The sequence below is a fragment of the Microbacterium album genome, from assembly GCF_014643695.1.
Taxonomy (GTDB): domain Bacteria; phylum Actinomycetota; class Actinomycetes; order Actinomycetales; family Microbacteriaceae; genus Microbacterium; species Microbacterium album.
The window spans coordinates 95246-113865 of the sequence record NZ_BMJY01000001.1; the positions used below are offsets into that span (position 1 = coordinate 95246).

The window sequence follows — 18620 nt, forward strand, 5'->3', positions numbered from 1 at the left end:
GAGCGGCCGTCCGCGGCCGGCATCGTCCGAGAGTCGAGCGTGCGTGAACTCAGGGCGAGCGGTTCATCGACGAAAGTCGCCATCCCGCGATACCCGAGTCGGCATCGCGGTCGCCCGCGCCGCCCCTAGCATGGCGGCATGACCGCATCCCCGCCCGCCCGGCCGATGCGCCTGCCCGCGTGGACCTCGCCGCTCGATCTCGCGGTCGCCGCCGCGCTCGCCGCCTGGGCGGTCGCCGAGGCGCTCCTCGTGCCGGGGGCGTTCCTCCCCGCGCAGGTCGGATTCGCGCTTGCGGTCACGCTGCCCCTCGTCGCACGGCGACGCTTTCCCGGCACCGTCATGATCGTGCTCGCCGTCGTGTTCCTCTCACACGCGGCCATGAGCGGCGCGCACGCCACGTTCAACCCGTTCCCGAGCCTGCTCGTGGCGGCGTTCACGGTGGCGTCTCACGTGTCGCCCGTATGGCGCAGCGCGCTGCTCGGGGCGGTGCCGATCGTCGCGATGCTGGGCGGGCACGCGCTCGGCTACTTCGGCGCACCCGGGATCGAGAACGCCGGGGTCCTGTTCCTCCTGTTCTTCGTCGGCGCGACCTGGGCGGCGGGACGCATCGTGCGCCAACGCGGGCTCGCCGTCGCTCGTACCCGCGAGGGCGCCGACCGCGCGGCGGGGGAGGCCGTCGCTCTCGAGCGCGCGCGGATCGCGCGAGAGCTCCACGACGTCATCGCGCACGCCGTGTCGGTCGTGGCGCTGCAGGCGGCCGCCGCCGAGCAGTTCCTCGACCGGGACACGGATCGGGCGCGCACGCATCTCGCGCTCACCCGGCGGACGGCGCACGAGGCGCTCGAGGAGATGCGCAACCTCCTCGGGGTGCTGCGGGAGGACGAAGCGGACTACGCGCCCCAGCCGGGGCTGGAACGGGTGGCCGAGCTCGTCGCGGAGACGCGAGCGGCGGGTCACGCGGTCAGGCTCGAGACCGGCGGTGCGGAGGCAACCGTGCCCGACGGGATCTCGCTGGCCGGATATCGCATCGTGCAGGAGGCGCTCACGAACGTTCGCAAGCACGCGCCGGGGGCGCCGGTCACCGTCTCGGTGCGCACGGACGCGGAGCGGGTCCGTGTCGTCGTGCTCAGCGGCGCCGGCACGCAGCCCGCAGCGCCTTCGCCGCCCGGCGGTCACGGCATCCTCGGCATGCGCGAGCGGGTGCGGGTGTACGGCGGCGACTTCCGCACCGGACCGACGCCCGACGGCGGCTGGTCGGTGGAAGCCGAGCTCCCGGTGACGCGCTCATGAGCGCTCCCCGCGTGGTCGTGGTCGACGACCACCCGCTCGTGCGCTCCGGCATCGTGGGCGTGCTCGAGGGCCGTGGGATCGAGGTGGCGGGGGAGGCGGACGACGGCGACGTCGTCGTCGAGCTCGCGGAGCGCATCCGCCCCGATGTCGTGCTGATGGACATCCGGATGCAGCGGATGGACGGCATCGAGGCGACCCGGCGGCTGCGGCTGCTGCCCGAGCCTCCGCGGGTGCTCGTCCTGACGACGTTCGATCTCGACGAGTACGTGTACCGCGCCCTCCAGGCCGGCGCCTCCGGCTTCCTGCTGAAGGACGCCTCCCCCGAGCGCCTGGTCGACGCGATCCGCACGGTCGCGGCCGGCGAGGCGCTGCTGGCCCCGGCCGTCACGCGGCGCCTGATCGAGCGGTACCTGCGTGCCCCCGAGGCCGCTGCGGAGCCGGCCCGGACGTTCGACGACCTCACGCAGCGCGAGCGCGACATCTGGCTCCACATCGTGCGCGGGCTCTCCAACGCGGAGATCGGCGCCGAGTTGTTCCTCAGCGAGGCGACCGTGAAGGCGCACGTGACGCGGCTGCTCGCCAAGCTCGCCGTGCGCGACCGCGTGCAGGCGGTCGTGCTGGCCTACGAGGCCGGCGTCGTGCGACCCGGCGCAGGGCCCGGCGGGCCGCAGCCGGTGCGTGAATAGGCGACACGGTCAGCTCCGGTGCGGCAGCTCCGCGATGCGCGCGAGGAGCCCACGGAGCGGAGGACGATGATCCGCTACCGCGGTGGCGAAGAGGAACGCCGTCATCACGGTCATCACCAGCAACTCGCCGCCGTCCTCGGCGGTTGTGAAGGGCACGTCGAACACAGGGTGGCTGAAGAGCATGTGGTGCACCGCGTCCAGCCCGATGGCAACGGCCGCCAGAACTGTAAACAGCGCGAGCAGGATAATCGAGATCTTGCGCGCCTCGAGCGGGGCGCGCACGTGCGTGACGAGCACGAGCACGAGCACGACGAGCCCGGCGGCGAGCATCCAGACCAGCTCCCCGACATGAGCTGCGAGCGGGCCGAGTTCGGGGTATTGCGCGGCGAAGAAGTAGCCGAACTTCTCATGGAACTGGAACCAGTCGTCGCCGAGCATGTAGACACAGGCGACCGCCCACACGGCGAAGACCGGCGTCCGGTGCCTCGCGGCGAGCATGAGGAGCAGCACGGCTGACCACAGCATCTTCAGGTAGTTCATGAACTCGCCGTAGCTTCGCTCCGCGCCGAGGTCGAACGTATACCCCGAAGGCTCGCCGAAGACCTTCAGGGAGAGATGCAGCAGGATCAGCCCCGCATCGGCGAGGAGCAGCAGCACGAGCAGCGGTGCTGCGGGGCGGGTGTTGATGCCGAGAAGGGAACCTGGCCGCGCGGCGACTCGTTCTGACACCAAGAGCGCGTCCCTCCTTCTGCTTGCACGTCCCGCTCGGCCGCGCGGTGGGCGGGCACGAGGAACCCTCACCCTACGTGAACAGAAAGCAACGAACAGGTGAACGCGCGCGGAACGCGGTGCGTGCCGTGTAAGCCGGATCGTCGTACCGAAACCCGCGCGCCCGGCACGGGGTTTGCCCCGGCGCCCGCCCGGGGCGAGGATGGGGTCATGACCGGCGAGGACATCTCCGACGACGCGGTGCGCCGCAACGAGACGCCCGCCGAGCGGCAGGACCGCAACTGGATCGAGCTGCTGCAGGAGCTGCGCGTGCTGCAGACCGGCACGCAGATCCTGACCGGGTTCCTCCTCGCGCTGGCGTTCCAGCCGGCGTTCGCGGACCTGAGCCCGGCTCAGCGGTCCTTCTACCTGGTGCTCATCGTGCTGTCCGCCGTGAGCGCGATCGTGGCGCTGGCGCCGGTCGCGCTGCACCGCATCCTGTTCCGGGGCGGGGCCAAACGCACGATCGTCACGTACGGCCACGGCGCGCTGCTCGTCGCGCTGGTCATCGTGTCGCTGCTCCTGGTGGGCGTGGTGGCGTTCGTGTTCGGGGTCGTCGTGGACGAGGTCGCGTCGCGGACGGCCGCGGCCGTGCTCGGCGGCCTGATCGTCGTGCTGTGGATCGCCGTGCCGATCGCCGTGAGGTTCATTCGGCGTCGAGGAGGAGCATGAACCCGCCGGTAGGGATCGCCGTGGCCCAGTTCGCCCCCACGGCCGACAGGGCGGCCAACCGCGAGACGATCGCGGGTCTCGCGCGCCGCGCCGCGGCGCGCGGTGCCGCCGTCGCGCTGTTCCCCGAGTACTCGAGCTACTTCACGGATCCGTTCGACGACAGCCTCGCCCTCAACGCCGAGCCGCTCGAGGGAGAGTTCGTCGGATCCCTCGCGGGGTTGGCGGACGAGCTCGGAATCCTCGTCGTGGCGGGGCTGACGGAGCGCGCGTCCGACGGCGAGCGCGTGCGCAACACGGTCGTGGCGGTCGACGGTTCGGGGATCCGCGCCGTCTACCGCAAGCAGCACCTGTACGACGCGTTCGGTCAGCGCGAGTCCGACTGGGTGGAGGCCGGCACCCTCGAGCCGCCCCAGACGTTCGACGTCGGCGGCCTCCGCTTCGGTCTCATGACGTGCTACGACCTCCGCTTCCCCGAGGCGGCGCGCGTGCTCGCGGACGCCGGTGCGGACGTCGCCCTCGTGCCGGCCGAATGGGTGCGCGGCCCGCTCAAGGAGCATCACTGGCGCACGCTGCTGACGGCGCGGGCCATCGAGAACACGATGTACGTCGCGGCGGCCGACCACCCGCCCACCCTCGGCGTGGGGCACTCCACCGTGGTCGATCCGCAGGGCGTGGCGATTGCCGCCGTCGGCACCGCCACGGACGTCGCCGTGGCCTGGGCGGACCGGGACGCGATCGACAACGTCCGCCGCGTCAACCCCGCGCTGCAGCTGCGCCGCTACCGCGTCGTCCCGCGCTGATCCCGCGCCACCGGCCGACGCCGGGTCACGCGCGCAGGGACGCGAGGCGGCTCGCCGCCTCCCGCAGCACCTCGACGCGCTTGCACGCCGCGAAGCGCACGAGCGTGGCGTAGTGGGGGCGGTGGGGCGGCGTGACGAAGGCCGTGACCGGGATCGCCACGATGCCGGCACGCTCGGGCAGGTCGCGACAGAACGTCTCCGCATCGGCGGCGTCGTCACCGTCCGCGGGCATCAGAGCGGCGACGTCCGCCACCGTGAAGTAGGAGCCCCGCGGGCGCGACACCGCGAGCCCCGCTGCCTCCAGACCCGCGCCGAGGATGTCCCGCTTCCTGCGCATGTCGTCGGCGATCCCGTGGAAGAACTCGTCGGGCAGGCGCAGGCCGACCGCGATCGCGGGCTGGAACGCCGAGCCGCTCGTGTAGGTCAGGAACTGCTTCACGGTCAGCGCTGCCGTCACCAGCTCGGCGGGTCCGCTGATCCAGCCAACCTTCCACCCGGTCGTGCGGAACGTCTTCCCCCCGGACGAGATCGACAGCGTGCGCTCCCACCCGCCGGGCAGTGTCGCGATCGGCACGTGGGGCGCGTCGAACGAGAGGTGCTCGTACACCTCGTCCGTCACGATCACCGCGTCGTGCCGATGCGCGAGCCGGATGATCTCTTGGAGCACCTCGCGGCCGAACACGGCACCCGTGGGATTGTGCGGGTCGTTCACGAGGATGACTCGGGTGCGGTCGTTGACGACCGCGGCGAGCTCGTCGAGGTCGGGCTGGAAGTCCGGCCAGCGCAGCGGCACGGTGCGCAGCGTCGCGCCCGCCAGCGCCACGCACGCCGCGTACGAGTCGTAGTAGGGCTCGAAGACGACGACCTCGTCGTCGGGGCCGTCCACGAGCGCGAGCAGCGCCGCCGCGAGAGCCTCGGTCGCCCCGGTCGTCACCACGATCTCGCGGTCCGGGTCCACGGTCAGACCGTAGAAGCGCGCCTGGTGCTCCGCCACGGCCTGTCGCAGCTCGAGCACTCCGGGACCCGGTGCGTACTGGTTCGCGCCGATCGCTATCGCCTCGCGCGCCGCGTCGAGGACCTCGGCGGGCCCATCCTCGTCGGGGAATCCCTGGCCGAGGTTGATCGCGCCCGTGCGGGCGGCGAGGGCGGTCATCTCTGCGAAGATGGTGCTCGCGACCGAGCCGTCCGGCCGCAGCAGGCCGGCGCCTCGGGCGGTCCGGCTCCACGCACCGGGAACGTCTTGCATCCCGCCAGAGTACGCCGAGCCGTTGCGGCGAGAGTCACACAGGCACCATACGGCTGTCATAGCCGCTACACAGGGACCCCCGTCACGCTGGAGGGGCTTTGGAAGAAGGAGCACCCATGGACACGCAGCGTCCCGACGAGAACCCTGGCCAGCCCGCGCCCGACGGCGCCGCGGACTCCCCGCGCGGCGCGGCGCCCGAGCCGCCCCGCGCGCCGCACGACCTTCACATCCCGCCGCGTCCGCCCGCGCCGCAGGGCCAGCCGCCGTACCCCGTCGCGGCTCCGCAGCCGCCCCAGGGCGCGCACGCCGCGCACGGTCCGCAGTCCCCGGCGCCCGGTCAGGGATACGGCGGAGGGCACCAGCCGCCCCATCCGTCCGGATACGGCGCGTACCCCGCCCCGGCCGCGCAGTTGACGCAGCCCACGCAGCCCCTGCCGCACGACTACCGAGGAGGCCACGGCGACGACCCGCGGCAGGCCGGGAACGACGGCCGCGCAGAGGGCGAGGCCGAGCGCCGCAAGGTGGGCGCGGGCAAGCTCACGGCCTTCCTGGTCGGCGCGGCACTCGTCAGCGGCGCAGCCGGGCTCGGCGGAGCGTATGCCGGCAACGTCCTGTGGGCCCCCGCGGGGTCGGAGGGCGCGACCGGCGGCACCTCCAGCATCACGGTCAACAACCCGGGCTCGGTCAACGAGGCGACGGCGATCGCGACCGAGGTGGTGCCGAGCGTCGTCACGCTCGCGGTCAGCGACGGATCCGGCGCCGGAAGCGGGTCCGGCGTCGTGCTGAGCGAGGACGGCTACGTCGTGACGAACACGCACGTCGTGACGCTCGGCGGCGCCACGAGCAACCCGGACATCCGCGTGACGGCCGCGGACGGCCGGATCTACCCGGCCGAGATCGTGGGCACCGACCCGATCTACGACCTCGCGGTCATCAAGCTCGCCGACGCCGAGGGGCTCACCCCGATCGAGTTCGCCGACTCCGCCGACCTCAACGTCGGCGCCACGGCCGTGGCTGTCGGCGCGCCGCTGGGGCTGTCGAACACCGTCACGACCGGCATCGTGAGCGCGCTCAACCGCAGCATCCAGATCGCCTCCGCCGCTGCCCCCGAGCGGGGCGACCAGGCGCAGCCGAACCCGGAGGACAGCCAGAGCCCCTGGTTCTTCGACATTCCCGGGCGCGAGGACCGGCCCCAGTCGAGCGAGTCCATCTCGATCGCGGTGATCCAGACGGACGCCGCGATCAACCCGGGCAACTCGGGCGGTGCGCTGGTCGACTCCGAGGGACGCCTCATCGGGATCAATGTCGCCATCGCGACCGCGACCGGACAGACGCAGGAGGGCGGATCCATCGGGGTCGGCTTCGCGATCCCCTCGAACGTCGTCAAGCGCGTCACGGACGAGCTGATCGAGAACGGCGTCGCGACGCACGGCCTCCTGGGTGCGAGCGTCATGCCCGCCAGCTCGGACCGCAACGCCACGACCGCGGGCGCGCTCATCTCCGACGTGACGCCCGGCGGAGCCGCGGCGCAGGCGGGGCTCCGTGCGGGCGACATCGTGACCGAGTTCAACGGGACGCGCATCGCCTCGGCCGTCGACCTCACCGCGCAGGTCCGCGCGGCTGCCGGCGGCAGCGAGGCGACGCTCACCTACGTGCGCGGGGGCGAGTCGCACACGATCGACGTCACGCTCGGCACGCTCGAGTAACGCCGAGCGGCACCGCGGCCGCCCGCCGACCCCGGGCGGCCGCGGTGCCGCATGTCATAGGCTCGCGGGGTGGCCTCGTTCTCCTTCGGCGCGGGCAACGCGCGGAAGATCGCGCGGTTGCCGCTCTACGCGCTCGGCCGTCTCGTGACGCTCCTGACCCCCCGCACGGATCGCTGGGTGTTCGGCTGCGGCGCGGGCATCGGGGACGGCCCGCTGGCCGTCTGGGACGTCGCCGCCGAGCACGGCCGCGATGCGGTCTGGCTGACGGACGACCGGCGGGAGGCGCGGGCCGCCGCCGCGCTCGGCATCCCCACGATCCGCAAGTCGTCGCTGCGCGGCTTCTGGGCCACCGCGCGCGCGGGTGTGATCGTCGTCGCGTACGGCTTCGGCGACGTCAACCCGTACGGGGTCGGGGGCGGGCTGGGCGGACCGGCCGTGATCGCCCAGCTGTGGCACGGCATCCCGCTCAAGCGCATCGGGCTGGACTCCGCCGAGACGCTCCGCAGCCCGGTGCGCTGGGGTGCGCCGCTCATCAGCCGTCTCCTGGGCGCCATGTATCGTCGTGCCGCCCGCCGCATCCGCGTGCTGCCCGCGGCCTCCCACCTGGTGCGCGGGCGCCTGGAGTCCGCCTTCGGGCTGGGCGACGACCGCGTCGTGGTGACGGGTGAGCCGCGCGTCGACGTGCTCTCGGCGGGATCACCGCAGGAGCGGCGCGACGCCGCTCGCGCCCTCCTAGAGCGCCTCGTGCCCGGCATCGCGCCCGATACGCGCCTCGTGCTCTACGCGCCCACCTGGCGCGACGGCGAGCCCGACCCCGCCATCCCGGGCGCTGCCGACTGGGAGGCGATCGAGGGCGTGCTCGCCCGACAGGACGCCGTGCTGCTGATACGCTCCCACCGGCTCGGGGCCGGCGCGTATGTGCCTCCGCCCGGGGTCCGGCACGTGCGGATGCTCGGGGCCGACCTGCTCGCCGACGTCACGCCCGCGCTGCCGGGGCTCGACGTGCTCGTGACCGACTACTCCTCCCTCGTGTACGACGCGGCGCTCGTGCCGCTGCCGGTGTGCTTCCTCGCGCCGGACGTGGCGGCGTATGCGCGGCGGCGCGGGTTCTACGGCAGCTACGTCGACGTGGCCGGGCCGGACGTCGCGACGAGCTGGCAGGAGCTCGTCCCGCACCTGGAGGCCGTGCTCCGCGACCCCGCCGAGGCGGACGCCCGCCGGAGCCGGTCGCGGGCGCTCAGCATCCGCGTCCACGCGTTTCACGACGGGCGCAACGCCCAGCGTGTCTACGAGGCGATTATCGCGCGGAGCCGGGCCCACGGGGCAGACTCGAGACGGCGCCCCGCGCGCCGGCAACACGTCCCCGTCCGGAAGGCCCGTCGATGATCTCTGCCCGGTTCGAGCCGGACGACGCACAGCTCGTCATCGCGGGGACAGAGGCCGCGCCCGAGGAGGCGTGGCTCGAGGGGAGGCGCGCACGCGTGCCCGGGCGGATCGAGGCGCGGGACGACGCGTGGGAGGTGCGCTTCCCGCTGCGGGTGCCCCGGTGGGGCGGTCCGCCACTGCCGCTGCCGTCGGGCGAGTACCGGGTGCGCGTCCCCGGAGCCGAGTTCGACGGGTCCGTCCCGCTGCGCGTGTTCGCCGGGCTCCGCGCACAGCTGCGCGGCGACCTCCTCGTCGTCGGCCCCCCGGTCGACCCGCTGTACGACGATCCGGAAGCCCAGGGAGCGCTCGAACGCCGGTACGCCGACCGCTCCGTACCGCTCGAGAACGCCGTGTTCTTCGAGAGCTTCTACGGGCGCGGCGCGGGCTGCAACCCGCTCGCCCTCGACCGGGAACTGTCGCGCGTGGCGCCCGGCATCACCCGCTACTGGAGCGTCGTAGACCTGTCCGTGCGCGTCCCCGACGGCGCGGTCGCGGTCGCGGAGGGCAGCCCGGAGTGGTGGCGCGCGCGCAGCGCGGCCCGCCTGCTGATAGTCAACGACTGGCTGCGCCGCCGCTATGTGCGCCGCCCCGGTCAGCGTGTGCTGCAGACCTGGCACGGCACGCCGCTCAAGCGCCTCGCGCTGCACCGGCCCGGCTTCGCGCCCCGCCGCGCGGCGGCGGTCGTCAAGGAGTCGTTGCGGTGGGACGTGCTGCTGGCGCAGAACCCCTATGCGGCGACCGTGCTCCGCAAGGCGTACGCGTTCTTCGGCCGCCCGCTGTGGGTGGAGGGCTATCCCCGTAACGACCTGCTCGTCGCAGGGGACGCGGCAGCGGTCCGTGCCGAGCTCGCCATCGGAGCGGACGAGCGCGTGCTGCTGTACGCCCCGACGTGGCGCGACGATCGCGAGGAGATCGTCGACTTCCTCGACCCCGCTGCGCTCGCATCCGAGACCGGGGCGGTCGTCCTCGTGCGCGGGCACTCGCGCACGCTGCTTCCGGGCGCGGACGTGGCGGGACCGCGGGTGATCGACGTCACGGCGTATCCCGACACCGCGCCGCTGCTGCTCGCGGCCGACGCGCTCATCACCGACTACTCGTCGGTCATGTTCGACTTCGGCGTCACCGGCAAGCCCATGTACTTCCTCGTGCCCGACATGGAGCACTACCGCGGCCAGCTGCGCGGGTTCTACTTCGACCTCGCCCGGCGCGCCCCCGGGCCGCTCGTGCGCACGCAGGAGGAGCTCGTGGCCGCACTCGCGGACGATCCCGCGCCCTACGCCGACCGGTACGCCGCGTGGACCGCCCGCTTCAACGCGCGCGACGACGGCCGCGCGTCCGAGCGCGTCGTCGCGCGCATCCTGGACCAGGGTCTGCTGGACCGCTGACGCCGCGACCGCTGACCCCGCGGCCGGTCGCGCAGGCTCCCACCGGCCTCAGTCGTTCAGGGGAGGGGAGTGTTGCGGCCGTCGAGCCGCGAGGTGTCCACGGTGTCCTGCGCGCCGTGCGCCACGCCGACCAGGAACCCAGCGCCCCACGACAGGTGCATGGTGGGCAGCACGGCGAGGGTCCACAGCTTGTCGCGCAGTCCCGTCCCGCCCCCGGGGCCCATCGCGACCGCGAGGACGAGCAGCACGTACGCGAGCACGGGCGCGTGCACGACCCAGGCCAGCGTCGCCCACGCGCCGGTCAGCGTCCCCGTCAGCTGGAGGACGCCGGCGACGATGCTGAGCACGACGGCCAGCACGAGCGCGGGCGGTGCGAAGAAGCGCAGCGAGTTGCGCAGCCCGTAGCGTCGCACGAGCTCGCCGCGCCACGTGCCGGTCGCGAAGAACTGGCGGGCCAGGCGTGGCCAGCTCTCGCGCGGCCAGTACGTGACCGACAGTGCCGGATCGAACCACACCCGGTAGCCCGCGGAGCGGATGCGGAGATTCAGCTCCCAGTCCTCGCCGCGGCGGATGCTCTCGTCGAACAGTCCGACCTCCTCGAGCACGGCGCGCCGGATGACACCGAGGTAGGCCGACTCGGCCTCTCCCTCCCGGTCCCCGCCGTGGTAGGCGCCGCCGCCGAGGCCCACCCGGGAGTTGTAGGCGCGCGCGACCGCGCGCTGGAAGGGCGTGCGCCCGTCGGCGCGCATGATGCCGCCGACGTTGCCCGCCCCCGTCCGGGCGAGCGTCGCCAGCGCCCGCGCGGTGTAGCCGGGCGCCAGCTCGGAGTGGGCGTCCACACGGACGATCGTCGGCATCGTGCTCGCGCGGATGGCCGCGTTCAGCCCGACCGGGATGTCGGCCGCGGGGTTGTCGACGAGCACGATGCGGTCGTCCTCGGCGGCGAGCTCGCGCGCCAGCTCGGTGGTGCCGTCGCTCGACGGGCCCAGCGCGATCACGAGCTCGACCGGTCCGTCGACCTCCTGCCGCAGCACGGTCTCGACCGCGCGGCGCAGATAGTCCCGTTCGTTGAGGACCGGCATCACGAAGGACACGCCCGCCCCGGGTGCGACCTCGGGCGCCGCGCGGGACTCGTCGTCCTGCCGGGGCGCGCGCGGCCTCTCGGCGGGATCGTTACGCATTCGACGATCATCCCACGCGGGCGCTGGGAGAGCCGTGGTTAGGGTTGTCAGGTGGGACTGGCGCGGGATGTGAAGAAGGCAGGAGAGCTCTTCCGGAAGGCCCTCGCCGCTCGGCAGGCGAAGCGCGACCTCCGCGCGGCGTTCGCCGCCGGACCCCCGCATCCGGCCCGGCACTACCGCATCGCCGTGTACTTCGCGGACGGCGAGGTCAACATGTACCAGGTGCGCCAGTGGTACCGGCCGCTCGCCGGGCTCGCCGAGAGGTGGCCGGTCGTGGTCCTGGCGCGCAACGCGACGGGGGCCGCGGCGCTGCTGCACGACGACGCGCTGCCCGTGGCCTATGTGCCGGGCGTCGGGGACATGGAGCGGTTCCTGGCAGCCCAGGACATCCGCATCGTCCTGTACGTGAACCAGAACACGCGGAACTTCCAGATGTTCCGCTACGGGCAGCGGTGGCACGTGTTCATCAACCACGGCGAGTCCGACAAGATGTACATGACGACCAACCAGTTCAAGGCGTACGACGTGGCCCTCGTCGCCGGACAGGCGGCACGCGAGCGGCTCTCCCGCACGCTGTGGGACTACGACGTCGACCGCCGCACGATCGAGATCGGGCGCCCCCAGGCGGATCACTACGAGGGCGAGGTGCCGTTCGAAGCCGACGAGCGCACGGTGGTCCTGTACGCGCCCACGTGGGAGGGCGACCGTCCCGCGGCGCGCTACGGGTCGGTGCGCTCCCACGGCGAAGCGCTCGTGTCGGCGCTGCTCGCGACGGGGCGGCACCGCGTGATCTACCGGCCCCACCCGCGAAGCGGCGTCGTGGACCCGGAGTTCGGGGCGGCGAACCAGCGCATCATCCAGGCCCTGCGCGCCGCGAACGAGGCCGATCCGCGCGCGCAGCACGTGTTCGACGACGGTCCGGATGTCGGCTGGCAGCTGGCGGCGGCGGACGTCGCGGTGGTCGACATCTCGGCCATGATCTACGACCGCCTGGCCACGGGGCGTCCGCTCCTCGTGGCGCGACCGGCGGATGCGGCCGCGGAGGTCGACGAGGGCGGGTACCTGTCGGCGTGCGAGTGGCTGCGCGCCGAGGACGCGGGGGACATCGTCGCGGAGGTGGACCGCGTGCGCCGCGACCCGCTCGCGGCCGAGCGGCTGAGCCACTGGGTAGGCCACTACTTCGGCGACACGGCTCCCGGCGCGGCGACGGCGCGCTTCCACGCCGCCATCGGACAGCTCATGGACCGGTGGGACGACTGGAACGCCCGCTCACAGGGATGACGTGGTGCCGGTCGCCGTGGCCGCCGGATCCGGAGCCCGGTCGGTGAAGGCGGTGCGCGGCACGAGCGTGAGCGCGCCTGCCGCGAGCACCGCCGTGCCGCCGCACACGATCCACACGGTGACGTAACCCGCGAACGACCCGGCCGTGCTGTCGGCGACCTCCGCTGCGCCGTTCAGCAGCGCGATGCCGAAGATGCACGACGCGATCGCGCCGCCGACCGTCTTGACCGCGTTCGTCAGACCCGTCGCGACGCCCGTCTGCGCGAGCGGAGCGGCCGCGGCCGCGGCCGCCGGCAGGGCGGCGACCAGGGCGCCCGACCCGATCCCGGCGATCGCCATGTTGGTCACCACCTGGCCGTACGACGCGTGGAAGGGCAGGAAGAGCAGATACCCGGCCGCCACCAGCAGCGTGGCGCCGATGAGCGTCGCGCGCGGGGTGACTCGCCGCGCGGCGAGCGGGTAGAGCAGGGCGCCGACGATCATCGCGATCAGGTAGAACCCGATGATGAGCGAGGTCGCGAACCCGGCGGTGCCGAGGCCGTAGCCGTGGACGGATGGGTCGGTGCGGGCGAACGTGGACAGCGGGGCCTGGGCGCCCAGGACGCTCACGCCGAACAGCCCCGCCGTGAGGAAGACCGGCCACAACGACGCGTCCGCGAACATGCGCACGTCGATGAGCGGGTCCGGGTGCCGCAGCTCCCACAGCGCGAAGGGCCAGATGAGCGCGAGGCCGACCAGCACGAGCGCCCACGCCGTCAGGCCCGCATCGAGCCGGAGGAGGCTGAGCCCGCCCGTGAAGGCCAGGAGTGCGAACGTCAGGAGCACCGCGCCGGTCGTGTCGAACCGCCCGCCGTTCGGGTCGGGCGACTCCGTCACGCCGAAGAGGATCACGACGAAGCACACGGCGACCGCGATGCCCGGGATGAGCAGCACGAGCCACAGCGGCAGGGCGTCCACGAGGGCGCCGCCGACGAGCGCGCCCGAGATCGCACCCGCTTCGAGCGCCGCGACCAGCAGGCCCGCGGCCTTGGCCGTGACCGCGGCGCCCGCCCCGGTCGAGCGCGAGCGCGACCAGATCAGGGCGATCTCCAGCGGCAGCCACACGACGTAGAAGCCCTGCAGCGCCCAGGCGATCAGGAACACCGCGAACGAATCCGTGAACGGCAGGGCGAGCGACGCGATCGCCGTGAGCGCCGTCGAGACCAGGAGCATCCGCTTGTGCCCGACCATGTCGCCGAGCTTCGCGAAGATCGGCACGATGAGCGCCGAGAGCATCAGCTGCGATCCCTCGAGCCAGTTGACGTCGGCGTCGTGGATGCGCAGGTGCCGCGCGATGTCCGTCAGCATCGGCGTGTAGTACCCCTGCAGCACGCCGCTGGTGAACTCCACGAACGCGAGGAACCCGACCACGCCCGCGAGCGCCCCGAGCGGCGCGCGCGCCCGCACCGTCCGCCGGGCGATCACCGGATGCTCCCGGGCTGTGCGGCCGGCAGGCCCGTCAGGAGCGCCACGTGGAAGTCCCGTCCGCGCTCGAGCGAGGAAATCTCGACGCGCTCGTCGACCCCGTGGATGCTCGCGCGCTGCGCGGCGGACATCTCCAGCGGCGCGAAGCGGTAGACGGCGGGGCTGAAGCGGTGGAAGTGACGCGCGTCGCTGGCCTGCATCATCAGGTACGGCGCCGGCAGCGCGTCGGGATACGCGGCGCGCACGGCGGAGGTGACGGCGTCGTACGGGCCGCCGCTCGCGGGCGATTCGGGGGAGGGGTCGCTGCCCTCGACGAGCGTGACCGCGACCTTCGGGTCTCGCACGCGGCGCCGGATGCGCGCGAGCGCCCCCTCGACCGTCTCGCCCGGAAGGATGCGCACGTTGAGCGTGGCCGAGGCGCGCGCGGGCAGGACGTTCGAAGCGGAGCCGCCGTCGAGCATCGTGGCGGCGATGGTGGTGCGCACGAGGGCCGCGGGCTCGCCGCCGGCGAGGGCGAAGACGCGCGCCGTGAGGGGCGGCGCCGCGGCGAGCAGCCGGAGCGCGAGTCGCGCGGGCCCCTGCGCCCGCTGCGCGAAGGCACCGAGCATCCGAGCGATCGAGACGGGCGTGCGGGGTCGGAACGTGCCCGCGTTCAGCCGTTCGACCGCGCGCGCGATCCGTCCGACCGCGGTGACGCCACGCGGGGCCGACGCGTGGCCACCGTCCCCGCGGGCCTCCAGGCGGAACGTCGCGATGCCCTTCTCGCCGACGCCGATCATCGCGGCGCGTCCCCGCACGAGAGGCAGGGGCGCGTCGACCACGGCGCCGCCCTCGTCGATCACGAGCCACGGCGTGACGCCGCGCTCCCGCAGGGTCGCGGCGATCGTGCGCGCGGCGTCGCCGAAGGTCTCCTCGTTGCCGCCGAAGGAGAGGTACACGTCGCGCGTGGGCGCGAATCCCGCTGCCAGCAGGTCCTCGACGGCCTCGAGCACCACCAGCAGCGGGCCCTTGTCGTCGAGCGCGCCGCGGCCGTGCACCCAGCCGTCCACGATGCGGCCCGAGAACGGCGGATGCGTCCATCCGTCCTCGGCGTCGGCCGGCACCACGTCGTAGTGGGCCATCAGCACGATCGGGTCGCCGACGCCCGTGCCCGCCCAGCGGTACAGCAGCCCCAGGTCCGTGATCCGCTCGAGCGAGAGGTGCGTGTGGACGAGCGGGTAGAGCTCGCGCAGCAGTGCGACGAACGTCTCGAAGGGCTCGTGCCCGGTCGCGTCCAGGTGGGCGCTCACCGTGGGGATTCGGATCATCTCGGCGAGGCGCTCGCCGATGCCGTCGCGGCGGGGCACGGCACGGGCATCGGCGGGCGCGGAGGAGGGGCGGCTCGGGTCTGCCATTCGCTCACCATAGTGGGCGGGACCGGCCTCGCACATCCTCTCATCGTGCAGCGCTACGCGGCGCCGCGGGCGCGCCCGATCGTCGCGGGGAGCGGCGGGAATGGCGCGCCGCCGTCGTTCGTTGTAGTCTGTGATGCTCGGACACCTCGTCCGGGCGCTCGACCCCAGCGTCGGGACGGCAACGCGCTCGTCGCGTTCACAACTCCACAGCGTGCGACAACGGCTCCTTCGCAAGAGGGATTCACGGGGCTGATCGGTTTCGACAGTGCTTGCGAATCTGCGAGAAGCGGGCCGAGGATGCAGGGTTATCTCGTAAACGCTCCCTGCGAACCAATAAGTGCCGAATCCAAGCGCACTGACTTCGCCCTCGCTGCCTAAGCGAGCCCGATAGTCCGTCAGACCGTGGTTGATCCCGACACGGACCCTGGCGTCATCTAGGGATCTTGCTGAGTGACGGTGTCGGGACGTCACTCGGGACTTTTTCTCGACTGGGCCCGTCGACTTAGGTGTCTGTGACAAAGGTCGGGGCCGAGCAGAACGCTTCCACAGACTGCGCCCGGAGAAGCCCCAGAGACTCAGCGCTGGACGGGGGTTCGATTCCCCCCAGCTCCACGGACGTTGTCGCACTTACGGATGACCCCCGCGTTCCCTTACGAGAGTATGGAACGCGGGGGTTTTCTGTGCACGCAGGACGCTGGCCGCGCCGTTCGCCGGTCAGTCGCCGTCGGGGCCGTCGAGTTCGCCGGACTCGGCGGCGGAGAGATCCCGGTCTTCCACGACAACCGCTGCGGACGCGCCGAGGGAGTCCCCGGCACGCAGGTTCGACGCCTCAAGAGCTCGTTCGATCGCGAGGTCGACCTCGGATCGCGGTTCCGTTGTGTCCATGAGGGGAGCGTAGCGCGCGACGTTCTCTGCCGTAGCCGGCTCAGCGAGGAGCGGATCGCCGCCTGACGCGGCTATCCGATCCACCACTCGTTGCCCGGTGCCTGGCCGTTGAGCAGGGCGCGCTCGGCGTCGATGATGGGGGTCATGGTCTGGTGCTGCGTGAGACCCTGTCACCGATCGGGTTCAGCTGGTGGACCGCTGCTCGGGGACCGAGGGCGTTGATGGTCGTGTCTTCACGAACAGGTTAACTTGTTCGTTGTTCCGGATACGTTGCTGCCGTTCCCTGCGGTCGCGCTTGCGAGCAAGGTCGTGCCGTTGTATGCGCGTACAACACCGCTGCTGCGCGAGTTTGCGATCGACCTGACTGAGCCGACGAGACCGGACACGCTGTGGCTGCTGGCACACGTGGAGAATGTGATTTTGTCACCCCTGTACCCGGTCTGGTTGTATGCACAGAACGTGCCGCTGGCGCATCCGCCGACGGCTGCGAGGGCGACGACGTCGGTGGCGAGCACAACGCTCGAGCCAGCTCGGCTACTGGTGGGGTCGAGCGTGAGAACGACACGACCGTCATCCCAATTCACCTCGTTCCACGACGTCTGGACACCGCCTGGGCGGTCCGCTAGAGCGGCTTCGACTCGCTCCTGCATGTCCTGGGTTGGGGTCTCGGCCGCGAAAGTGACGGTTGGGGCGGTGAAGAACAACATCCCGGCGATCGCCATTGCGGCGGGAACGAGTTTCTTGGCCATTGTGGTCCTATTCCCATGCGTAGTAGTTGACAACGGACGGTGAATCGATGTCGGTCCGTTCGGTGCCGTGATAGACGACCTCGGTGGCGAGGATCCGCCCGCTTTCCGGGGACACGATGAGGTAGCTGTCATAGTCGGGCTGGTTCGGATCGTGCGCCACAAAGGCGATACCATCCCGCCCAAGTCGGTCGTTGACCGATCCGCTGGTATGCAGGTCAGCCAGCTCGGCGAAGTAGCTCAGCAGAGCTGCTTCCTGGCGCGGGTTGAGCTTCTGTTCGAAGAGGAGGTCGTTGGTCGCCTGGATAGCTTCCACGGCGCTCAACGGCTCCGTCGAGCCCGTTGCTGCCATCAAGTACTCACGGATGTCTTCGGCGTTCTCGGGCAGTGCGTCCGGGAAGAAGAACTGGTACTCGCCGGGGCCCCAGTTCTCCTCCCAGATGACTCCGCCTGGCTCCGGCGCTTCATCCGAGTCAATGGGGTCGCCGTTGCGATCGACCGGCTGCGCAGCGGTGACGACGGTGCGGTAGGCTCCGCCGGCGGTTCTCGTGAGCTCGTAGCTCTCGGGAGCAACGACCGTGGAAGTGGCGATGCCGTCGTCTTCGGTGTGAAGAGTCCACGCTTGGAGCCTGATTGTCACTACCTCGGTCGGGACCGCCGACGCTGCACGTTCGCGTGATTCGCTCATCCGTGTGAGAAGCTCCTCCGCAGGAGTGGCATCCTGCCGAATCGCGAGCAGCGGCGGGGTGGCGGCGTGAACGGACTGGGGCGCCAGCACCATGGCGGCTGCGAAAATCCCGATCGCGGTGGCCATTCCGCCAGCGACCCCCAAGCCGGCCAGGCGTCGTTTGCGTCGGCGCTGAGAACGAGAACGGGATTGAGAGCGTCGTGCTGAGACGGGTCTGTAATCGTCGCAAAGTTCCGGCTCGGCAAGCATCAACTCTGCCAGCTCGCGCTTGGCTCGATCGGTCAGCGGGAGGTCGCGGTGGCCGCTTACCGGACGTGCCGCGCGGATGCGTCGTTCAATCTCGTCCATGGTTCGCCTCCGTTCTCTGTGCCGCAGAGTTGGAATCTAGGAGTGACCCGACCTTCCGCCTCGCCCGAAGTAGCCGCACACGGACGGTGCCGGGACGTACCCCGAGGATCGCTGCGATCTCATCGCCGCTGAGGTCCTCCCAATACGCCATGTAGAGCAGTTCCCGGTCCTCGAGCGGCAGCGAGCGGATGACCTCGCGAACCTCAGCCGCGTCGGCGGTCTCGGGCCCCAGGATATGACCGAGCGTCAGGGGAGCAGTTGCCGCAGCGAACTGGTCTGCCCGGTTGACTCGCCGGTACTCGTTTCCGATGACGTTGCGTAGCACCTGGTAGAGCCAGGGCAGGGTGAGTTCCTCCCCGTCGTGATACCGCACCCAAGAGATGCGAAACGCCTCGGCGACGATATCCTCGGCATCCGAGAACCCGCCGACACGCTGCTCCGCAACGGTGAGCATCAGGCGGTAGTAGCGCCGGTAGAACCTCGTGAACGTCTCGACGACCACCGCCTCTCCCTTCCGACGCTCGTCCGGAGTCTGCCCTCCAATTGACCTATTTCCGCAGGCCAACGGGATGTTACATCGGAGTCCGACGCGGATGTCATAGGGGGAGGAGCGCTCGCTCCCGCGCTCGGTGGGCGACAGGCGTCGGAGCCTGGT

General features: G+C 71.8%; 17 protein-coding genes and 1 other RNA gene. 9 read left to right on the forward strand and 9 right to left on the reverse strand.

Annotated features, from left to right (window positions below):
- The first annotated feature begins 138 nt into the window (after nucleotides 1-138).
- Together IEX37_RS00395 and IEX37_RS00400 are read left to right on the forward strand one after the other, a co-directional pair.
- A complete protein-coding gene (locus IEX37_RS00395) occupies nucleotides 139-1290 on the forward strand; it encodes a sensor histidine kinase (RefSeq protein ID WP_188754268.1) in 1152 nt (383 codons plus the stop codon).
- A complete protein-coding gene (locus tag IEX37_RS00400; RefSeq protein ID WP_188754269.1) occupies nucleotides 1287-1976 on the forward strand; it encodes a response regulator in 690 nt (229 codons plus the stop codon). The genes IEX37_RS00395 and IEX37_RS00400 overlap by 4 nt, the downstream gene beginning before the upstream one ends.
- Before the next feature lie 9 nt (nucleotides 1977-1985).
- Here IEX37_RS00400 and IEX37_RS00405 read toward each other — a convergent pair whose 3' ends face one another.
- Nucleotides 1986-2705, reverse strand: a complete 720-nt coding sequence (locus tag IEX37_RS00405) for a DUF8692 domain-containing protein (protein ID WP_188754270.1) — start codon at nucleotides 2703-2705, stop codon at nucleotides 1986-1988.
- Nucleotides 2706-2915: 210 nt separating this feature from the next.
- Between IEX37_RS00405 and IEX37_RS00410 the strand changes: the two genes are divergently transcribed.
- Nucleotides 2916-3416 (forward strand): DUF6328 family protein, encoded by a 501-nt coding sequence (locus IEX37_RS00410; RefSeq protein WP_188754271.1) that lies wholly within the window; start codon nucleotides 2916-2918, stop codon nucleotides 3414-3416.
- Nucleotides 3413-4216: a carbon-nitrogen hydrolase family protein gene (locus IEX37_RS00415; RefSeq protein ID WP_188754272.1), complete on the forward strand. Its 804-nt coding sequence runs from the start codon at nucleotides 3413-3415 to the stop codon at nucleotides 4214-4216. The genes IEX37_RS00410 and IEX37_RS00415 overlap by 4 nt, the downstream gene beginning before the upstream one ends.
- Nucleotides 4217-4241: 25 nt before the next feature.
- Here the strand turns inward: IEX37_RS00415 and IEX37_RS00420 are convergent, their stop codons facing one another.
- On the reverse strand, nucleotides 4242-5462 hold the full coding sequence (locus tag IEX37_RS00420) for an aminotransferase class I/II-fold pyridoxal phosphate-dependent enzyme (RefSeq protein WP_188754273.1): 1221 nt from the start codon (nucleotides 5460-5462) through the stop codon (nucleotides 4242-4244).
- 116 nt (nucleotides 5463-5578) lie between these two features.
- On the opposite strand from IEX37_RS00420, the gene IEX37_RS00425 reads away from it, so the two are divergent.
- The 3 genes from IEX37_RS00425 to IEX37_RS00435 all read left to right on the forward strand — a co-directional run bounded on the left by IEX37_RS00425 (nucleotide 5579) and on the right by IEX37_RS00435 (nucleotide 9978).
- Entirely contained in the window at nucleotides 5579-7168 is a 1590-nt protein-coding gene (locus IEX37_RS00425; RefSeq protein ID WP_188754274.1) for a S1C family serine protease, read from the forward strand.
- Between the two features lie 69 nt (nucleotides 7169-7237).
- The gene (locus IEX37_RS00430) at nucleotides 7238-8554 is read left to right on the forward strand and encodes a CDP-glycerol glycerophosphotransferase family protein (protein WP_188754275.1); all 1317 of its coding nucleotides are present in this window, start codon (nucleotides 7238-7240) and stop codon (nucleotides 8552-8554) included.
- On the forward strand, nucleotides 8551-9978 hold the full coding sequence (locus IEX37_RS00435; RefSeq protein ID WP_188754276.1) for a CDP-glycerol glycerophosphotransferase family protein: 1428 nt from the start codon (nucleotides 8551-8553) through the stop codon (nucleotides 9976-9978). Before IEX37_RS00430 ends, IEX37_RS00435 begins: the two co-directional genes overlap by 4 nt.
- A 56-nt stretch (nucleotides 9979-10034) precedes the next feature.
- Here the strand turns inward: IEX37_RS00435 and IEX37_RS00440 are convergent, their stop codons facing one another.
- Nucleotides 10035-11159 carry a glycosyltransferase family 2 protein gene (locus tag IEX37_RS00440; protein ID WP_188754277.1) on the reverse strand — a complete coding sequence of 375 codons (1125 nt, stop codon included), beginning with the start codon at nucleotides 11157-11159 and terminating at the stop codon, nucleotides 10035-10037.
- A 51-nt stretch (nucleotides 11160-11210) separates the two neighbouring features.
- Here IEX37_RS00440 and IEX37_RS00445 point away from each other — a divergent pair, with 51 nt between their 5' ends.
- Nucleotides 11211-12440 (forward strand): CDP-glycerol glycerophosphotransferase family protein, encoded by a 1230-nt coding sequence (locus IEX37_RS00445; RefSeq protein WP_188754278.1) that lies wholly within the window; start codon nucleotides 11211-11213, stop codon nucleotides 12438-12440.
- Here IEX37_RS00445 and IEX37_RS00450 read toward each other — a convergent pair.
- Nucleotides 12429-13904, reverse strand: a complete 1476-nt coding sequence (locus tag IEX37_RS00450) for an MFS transporter (RefSeq protein WP_188754279.1) — start codon at nucleotides 13902-13904, stop codon at nucleotides 12429-12431. The two genes, IEX37_RS00445 and IEX37_RS00450, sit on opposite strands and share 12 nt — an antisense overlap.
- Entirely contained in the window at nucleotides 13901-15298 is a 1398-nt protein-coding gene (locus tag IEX37_RS00455) for a M20/M25/M40 family metallo-hydrolase (RefSeq protein ID WP_188754280.1), read from the reverse strand. The genes IEX37_RS00450 and IEX37_RS00455 overlap by 4 nt, the downstream gene beginning before the upstream one ends.
- A gap of 245 nt (nucleotides 15299-15543) precedes the next feature.
- Here IEX37_RS00455 and ssrA point away from each other — a divergent pair.
- Nucleotides 15544-15913, forward strand: a transfer-messenger RNA (tmRNA) gene (ssrA, locus tag IEX37_RS00460).
- Nucleotides 15914-16012: 99 nt separating this feature from the next.
- Here the strand turns inward: ssrA and IEX37_RS00465 are convergent.
- From IEX37_RS00465 to IEX37_RS00480, 4 genes are all read right to left on the reverse strand, one after another.
- On the reverse strand, nucleotides 16013-16183 hold the full coding sequence (locus IEX37_RS00465) for a hypothetical protein (protein ID WP_188754281.1): 171 nt from the start codon (nucleotides 16181-16183) through the stop codon (nucleotides 16013-16015).
- A gap of 233 nt (nucleotides 16184-16416) precedes the next feature.
- Nucleotides 16417-16932 carry a peptidase inhibitor family I36 protein gene (locus IEX37_RS00470; protein ID WP_188754282.1) on the reverse strand — a complete coding sequence of 172 codons (516 nt, stop codon included), beginning with the start codon at nucleotides 16930-16932 and terminating at the stop codon, nucleotides 16417-16419.
- A gap of 7 nt (nucleotides 16933-16939) precedes the next feature.
- Nucleotides 16940-17965, reverse strand: a complete 1026-nt coding sequence (locus IEX37_RS00475; RefSeq protein ID WP_188754283.1) for a hypothetical protein — start codon at nucleotides 17963-17965, stop codon at nucleotides 16940-16942.
- Nucleotides 17952-18467 (reverse strand): RNA polymerase sigma factor, encoded by a 516-nt coding sequence (locus IEX37_RS00480; protein WP_188754284.1) that lies wholly within the window; start codon nucleotides 18465-18467, stop codon nucleotides 17952-17954. Before IEX37_RS00480 ends, IEX37_RS00475 begins: the two co-directional genes overlap by 14 nt.
- Between the last annotated feature and the right edge of the window lie 153 nt (nucleotides 18468-18620).

Bases quoted from the DNA above. Each gene is read 5' to 3' on its own strand.
- IEX37_RS00455 (WP_188754280.1), bottom strand. From the start codon at position 15,298: ATGGCAGACCCGAGCCGCCCCTCCTCCGCGCCCGCCGATGCCCGTGCC.
- IEX37_RS00400 (WP_188754269.1), top strand. From the start codon at position 1,287: ATGAGCGCTCCCCGCGTGGTCGTGGTCGACGACCACCCGCTCGTGCGC.
- IEX37_RS00415 (WP_188754272.1), top strand. From the start codon at position 3,413: ATGAACCCGCCGGTAGGGATCGCCGTGGCCCAGTTCGCCCCCACGGCC.
- IEX37_RS00435 (WP_188754276.1), top strand. From the start codon at position 8,551: ATGATCTCTGCCCGGTTCGAGCCGGACGACGCACAGCTCGTCATCGCG.
- IEX37_RS00465 (WP_188754281.1), bottom strand. From the start codon at position 16,183: ATGGACACAACGGAACCGCGATCCGAGGTCGACCTCGCGATCGAACGA.
- IEX37_RS00470 (WP_188754282.1), bottom strand. From the start codon at position 16,932: ATGGCCAAGAAACTCGTTCCCGCCGCAATGGCGATCGCCGGGATGTTG.
- IEX37_RS00395 (WP_188754268.1), top strand. From the start codon at position 139: ATGACCGCATCCCCGCCCGCCCGGCCGATGCGCCTGCCCGCGTGGACC.
- IEX37_RS00475 (WP_188754283.1), bottom strand. From the start codon at position 17,965: ATGGACGAGATTGAACGACGCATCCGCGCGGCACGTCCGGTAAGCGGC.
- IEX37_RS00410 (WP_188754271.1), top strand. From the start codon at position 2,916: ATGACCGGCGAGGACATCTCCGACGACGCGGTGCGCCGCAACGAGACG.
- IEX37_RS00440 (WP_188754277.1), bottom strand. From the start codon at position 11,159: ATGCGTAACGATCCCGCCGAGAGGCCGCGCGCGCCCCGGCAGGACGAC.
- IEX37_RS00425 (WP_188754274.1), top strand. From the start codon at position 5,579: ATGGACACGCAGCGTCCCGACGAGAACCCTGGCCAGCCCGCGCCCGAC.
- IEX37_RS00420 (WP_188754273.1), bottom strand. From the start codon at position 5,462: ATGCAAGACGTTCCCGGTGCGTGGAGCCGGACCGCCCGAGGCGCCGGC.